We start from the raw sequence: 6,146 nt of genomic DNA on the forward strand, positions 1-6,146 counted from the left end.
TCGCATTAACTCTTCTTAATTCTACTTAATATTTCCACGTATGCTTCTGTAACATTGCCTAAATCTCTTCTGAATCTATCTTTATCCAATTTTTCTCCAGTTTTAACATCCCAAAATCTGCAAGTATCTGGTGATATCTCATCTGCTAAAATTATTTCTCCTTTATATCTACCAAACTCTAATTTGAAATCTATTAAATTAATATCTTGTTTTAAGAAAAGTTCCTTTAGAATATCATTTATTTCTGAAGCCATTTTATATATTTGTGATAATTCTTCTTGCGTTGCAAGCCCCATAGCTACAGAATGAGAATCGTTTATAAGTGGATCACCTAATTCATCATTTTTATAACTTAATTCAAACACTGTTGTTTTTAGCTTAGTTCCTTCTGCTATTCCATAGCGTTTTGCCATGCTACCAGCTGCCACATTTCTTGTAATTACTTCTAGAGGCACTATTTCAACCTTTTTGCAAAGCTGTTCTCTATCACTTAGTTTCTTAATGAAATGAGTTTTTATACCTCTTTTCTCTAATAACTCAAATAACATTGTAGTTATACTATTATTTAAAATTCCTTTATTCTCAATCTGAGCCTTTTTAACTCCATTAAATGCTGTTGCATCATCTTTATAATATACTCTGATCTCATCTTTATTATCTGTGCTATACATTATTTTAGCCTTTCCCTCATATAATAATACTGAATTTTCCATCAATAATCACTCCTTAATATTTTAATTTGCAAACCTTATATCTTAAATTTCATACTAAAATTCAATATGTTCTTCGTTTTCTGATATAAATTTTTCTTTCATTTCTTTTCTATATTTAATTAGTTTATTTTTAAGTTCTAAATCCTTAAGAGCCAAAATTTGAACTGAAAGCATTCCAGCATTATAGCTATTATTAATGCCCACCGTAGCTACAGGAATGGCTTTTGGCATTTGAACGATTGAAAGTAGCGAGTCAATACCTCCGAGAGCAGCCTTAATTGGCACTCCAATCACCGGTAGCACTGTTTGAGAAGCAATTACACCTGGAAGATGTGCAGCAAGGCCTGCGCCTGCTATAATGCATTCCACCCCACCATTTTCCATTTCCTTTATTACCTGGGTTAGTCTTTCTGGTACTCTGTGAGCTGAGAGAATATGCACTTCATAATCAACATCAAATTCCTTAAGTGCTATTGCTGCATTTTTCATTATTTCTTTATCCGATTTACTACCAAAAATAATTCCTACCTTCATTTTATTACCTCCGCATTGAATTAGAGTATCCAAATTTTTAATTTTCAACAAAAAAAGATTACACCATAAAAAAACTATTCTAATGGTGTAATCCTGAATTAAGGGGTAAAATATTCACCCCATTTCAACTAGTCAATTCAAGATTCACCAATAGTGAGAAGTTAACGGCCTCTCGTAGAAACTTCTAAGCCATATTCTTAGAAATATATTGATGAATTATTTTATTATTTTATATTTTTATCTTAACATCAAATTTTCACTACGTCAATACATTGACAATATTAAAGATAATATCGTTCGTGTTTATATAAGTATATGAGTACTAATTTACTTTTTATAATTATATCGTTCGTGTTTTTCTTTAGAAATAGTTTATAATCTTATATTTAACCATTTATTTAAAATAATTTACTCCTGCTGCAAATATTTTCTGATCTTTTTCACCAATGATATTCTTTCCAATGTTTAAGCCCACTCTTTCTGAGTGACCCATTTTACCGAAAACTCTTCCATCCAAACTAGTAATTCCTTCAATAGCATACATTGAGCCATTGGGATTAAAGTTTATATCATAACTTGGAATACCGTCAAAGTCTACATATTGAGTGGCAACTTGACCATTTGTGAATAATTTTTTAATTACTTCATCATTTGCTACAAATCTACCTTCTCCGTGCGATACTGGGATGGAGTGAACATCTCCAACCTTTATATTACTTAGCCAAGGAGATAGGGTAGAAACCACTTTAGTTTGCACCATACAAGATACATGTCTCCCTATTTCATTATATGTTAAGGTTGGGCTTTCCTTAGTAATATCAGTTATTTTTCCATCTGGAAGTAACCCTAGCTTAATTAATGCTTGGAACCCATTGCATATTCCGAGAATCAATCCATCCCTGTTTTCTAACAGCTCGCTAATACTTTCGCTTATTATTGGATTTCTGAAAAATGTAGCTATAAATTTACCAGATCCATCTGGTTCATCACCAGCACTAAACCCACCTGGAAGCATAACAATTTGAGAATTTCTTATCTTCTCTGCTATAACTTTTATAGATTCTTCAATATGGCTTGATGATAAATTATTTAATACCATAATTTCCACTTCAGCTCCAGCTTTCTCAAAGGCTCTCATTGAATCATATTCACAATTAGTACCTGGGAACACAGGAATTATAACTTTAGGCTTTGCTATTTTAATTATAGGAGTTACTTTTGATTTTGAGTTCTCAATACTTACGTAGGTTTTATCATTTCTACTACTCAATTTAGAATTATTAACTTTTGTGCTAAATACACTTTCTAGCGTTCCTTCCCAATTACTTAGTGCCTCTTCTAAACTAATAGTTTCCCCTAAGACTTTGATAATTGGTTCTACTTGTGTATGTCCAAGTATCCTAATATTTGTATTGTCTTTAATTAAATCTTGCACAAGATCCTTATCTATTTCCATTACTATACTTCCATAATCCTCTTTGAATATACTTTGTGCCTGAATATCATCATTAAAGCTAAATCCTATATTATTACCAAAGCACATTTTTGATATAGCCTCTGTAAGGCCACCCATTCCTACTGCATAAGTTGATAAAACTTTGCCACTCTCTATTAATGTCTTTACTAATTTATAGTTTCCGCGAAGCTTCTCAAAATCAGGTAATCCATCTTCCCCGATGTTTGCATAAATTAATACTACCTGGCTATCTACGTTTTTAAACTCTGGAGATATGACCACATCTGTGTTTATAACGTCTACCGCAAAGGATACCAACGTTGGTGGTACATTCATATCATTAAAGGTACCTGACATACTGTCTTTTCCACCAATAGCCGCTATACCAAATTCCTTTTGAACATGTAGCGCTCCGAGGAGTGCTGAAAATGGTTTACCCCACTTATTAGGCTCTTTTGACAATCTTTCAAAGTATTCTTGGAATGTAAGTTTAATATTTTCATAATCAGCGCCACTTGCTACTACCTTTGTTACCGAATCTATTACCGCGTAAGCTGCGCCATGGAAGGGACTCCATTTTGACAATTTAGGATTATATCCATAGGACATTATCGTACCGGTATTTGTATAACCTTTAAGTACAGGTAGTTTTGCTACCATAGATTGAATTGGTGTTTTCTGAAACTTTCCACCAAAAGGCAAAAGTACTGTTCCTGCACCTATAGTGCTATCAAATCTGCCTGCTAACCCCTTTTTACTACAAACATTTAAGTCTGAAAGCGTATCATTCCATAAGGCTTTTATTGATTTTGATTTCCCCTCACTTGCAATTGCACCTTTTGAAAAATAGTATTCGTTCTCTTTTGGTGCTACTACACATACATCTGTATGTTGCTTAACTCCATTGGTATCAAGGAAACTTCTGCTTATATCAACAATAGTTTTCCCCTTCCACACCATTTTAAGTCTGTTATCATCAGTTATTTGTGCAACCTCTACAGCCTCTAAATTCTCATCTTCTGCTAGCTTTATAAATACATCAACATCTGCACGCCTTACAACAACTGCCATACGCTCTTGGGATTCTGATATAGCGAGCTCCGTACCATCAAGACCATCGTATTTCTTAGGCACAGCATCTAAATTTATTATAAGTGCATCTGCGAGTTCCCCTATAGCTACTGAAACTCCACCTGCACCAAAATCATTACATCTTTTTATCATTGTCGTAACTTTAGGATTTCTAAATAGTCTTTGAATTTTTCTTTCTGTTGGTGCATTACCCTTTTGAACTTCTGCTCCAGAAGTTAGTATTGAACTCTCACTATGTCCTTTAGAAGATCCTGTAGCTCCACCACATCCATCGCGTCCTGTTTTTCCACCAAGAAGTATAACTACATCTGATGCAAGTGGTTTCTCGCGAACTACGTTCTTGTAAGGTACTGCTCCAATAACTGCCCCTACTTCCATTCTTTTCGCAACAAATCCTTCATCATAAACCTCTGACACAAGGCCTGTAGCAAGTCCTATTTGATTTCCATATGAACTATACCCATGAGCAGCTTCAAGAGTTATTTTCCTTTGAGGGAGTTTACCTTTTATTGTATCTGATATTTTTCTTCTTGGATCACCAGAGCCGGTAACACGCATTGCCTGGTACACATAACTTCTACCTGATAATGGATCTCTTATAGCTCCACCAAGGCAAGTAGCTGCACCACCAAAAGGTTCTATTTCAGTAGGATGATTATGGGTTTCGTTTTTAAACATCACGAGCCACTTTTCCTTTTCTCCATCAATGTCTGCATCGATGACTATACTACAGGCATTGATCTCGTCTGAAACATCAAGATCAGTAAGTTTCCCTTTTTTCCTTAGATCTTTCATTGCAATAACCGCCATATCCATAAGTGTTACATCCCTATTTGTTTTACCATAAACAAACTCTCTAGTATTTAAATATTCCTCGTATGCCATCTTAATTGGTTTAGAATATTTACCATCTTCTATGGAAACATCTTCAATCACAGTATTAAAAGTTGTATGTCTACAATGATCCGACCAATATGTATCAATAACTTTTATCTCAGTTATTGATGGGTCTCTCTTTTCAGTATCTTTAAAATACTCTCTACAAAATTTTAGATCCTCAAAGCTCATAGCAAAACCGTTAGTCTTTAAGAACTCTAAGAGCTCAACCTCATTCATATTAGTAAAAGATTCTACTGTGCTTACCTCTTCTGGCTCATTAAAATTTTGCTGTAAATCCTTTGGCTTCGCGAGTTCTGCTTCTCTAGAGTCTACAGCATTTATACAATATTCTTTAATCTTGTCTAATTCACTTTTAGTAATATTCCCATTTAATATAATAACTTTTGCAGTTTTAACTATATGTTTATCCTTTTGAGTTAGGATTTGTATACATTGAGCAGCTGAATCCGCTCTCTGATCATATTGACCTGGCAAAAATTCAATAGCAAATATTATATCGTCGTCTTTAATATCTAACACTTCATCGTAAACTTCATCAACTGTAGGCTCTGAAAATATTGTATTCCTTGACATTTGGTACTGCTTTTCTGATATCCCCATAATATCATATCTATTAACTAATCTAAGTCCATCAAGGCCTTTTATCCCTAAATTTATTTTTATATCTCTTAATATTTTTTCACCTTCAACATCATAGTTCGCTTTTTTCTCTACATATAACCTATATATCTTATTTTCCATGATTAATACCTCCAAAAGTAAAATTTATACGAATATTAAACATTAAATTTCTTTTATAATTCGTTATAATTAGATTATAGTATATAATGTCCCATTATAAAAGCATATTTTAGAATAAAGTGGTTATTAAATTTTCTATCATATGATTTAAGCACAAATTTAATGCGCACAAAGATCGTAAAATTTCTCATTTTAATATAATTCCATACTCTCGTAGTTTTAATACCAATCAAAAAAAAACAGGATGACATAAAATATGCCACCCTGTTTTGTTCTGAAAATATTTTATTAAATTATTTTTTATTTTCAAAATCATCTTCGTAAGTTTTCAAACTCTTTTTAACTAAAGATCCAAGTCCCAGCAATGCGATTAAGTTGGGGATAATCATTAATCCATAAAATGTATCTGCGAGCTCCCATACTAAATCAACCTTTAGTGCCGCACCTAAAATTATGAACCCAAGAACTAAAGCTCTATATATATTTAATGCTTTTCTACCAAATAAGTATTTGAAATTGGTTTCTCCAAAGAAATACCAAGCCACTATAGTAGAAAAAGCAAAGAAGAATAACGCTATCGCTATAAATGGGCCTCCAACACTTCCCATTCCATTTTCAAAAGCCTTTTGAGTTAGAGCTATACCAGTAGTTTTTCCATCTAATGATCCTGTAGTTAATATAACAAGTGCAGTTAGTGTTAATACTACAAA

Annotated in this window: 4 protein-coding genes and 1 riboswitch; all 4 genes read right to left on the reverse strand. The window is 33.1% G+C overall.

The features are described from left to right. Window positions 1-5 precede the first annotated feature (5 nt). Window positions 6-713 (reverse strand): phosphoribosylaminoimidazolesuccinocarboxamide synthase, encoded by a 708-nt coding sequence (purC, locus tag JJE11_RS12850; protein WP_291636229.1) that lies wholly within the window; start codon window positions 711-713, stop codon window positions 6-8. A gap of 54 nt (window positions 714-767) precedes the next feature. Further along, on the reverse strand, window positions 768-1,247 hold the full coding sequence (gene purE, locus JJE11_RS12855) for a 5-(carboxyamino)imidazole ribonucleotide mutase (protein WP_291636231.1): 480 nt from the start codon (window positions 1,245-1,247) through the stop codon (window positions 768-770). Window positions 1,248-1,378: 131 nt separating this feature from the next. Then, window positions 1,379-1,478: riboswitch (purine riboswitch) on the reverse strand. A 163-nt stretch (window positions 1,479-1,641) separates the two neighbouring features. Beyond that, window positions 1,642-5,436, reverse strand: a complete 3,795-nt coding sequence (locus tag JJE11_RS12860) for a phosphoribosylformylglycinamidine synthase (protein ID WP_291636233.1) — start codon at window positions 5,434-5,436, stop codon at window positions 1,642-1,644. A gap of 293 nt (window positions 5,437-5,729) precedes the next feature. Beyond that, a partial coding sequence (locus JJE11_RS12865; protein WP_291636235.1) for an alanine:cation symporter family protein occupies window positions 5,730-6,146 on the reverse strand: 417 nt, incomplete at its 5' end.

This window comes from Clostridium sp., assembly GCF_016650095.1.
Classification (GTDB): Bacteria; Bacillota; Clostridia; order Clostridiales; family Clostridiaceae; genus Clostridium_AD.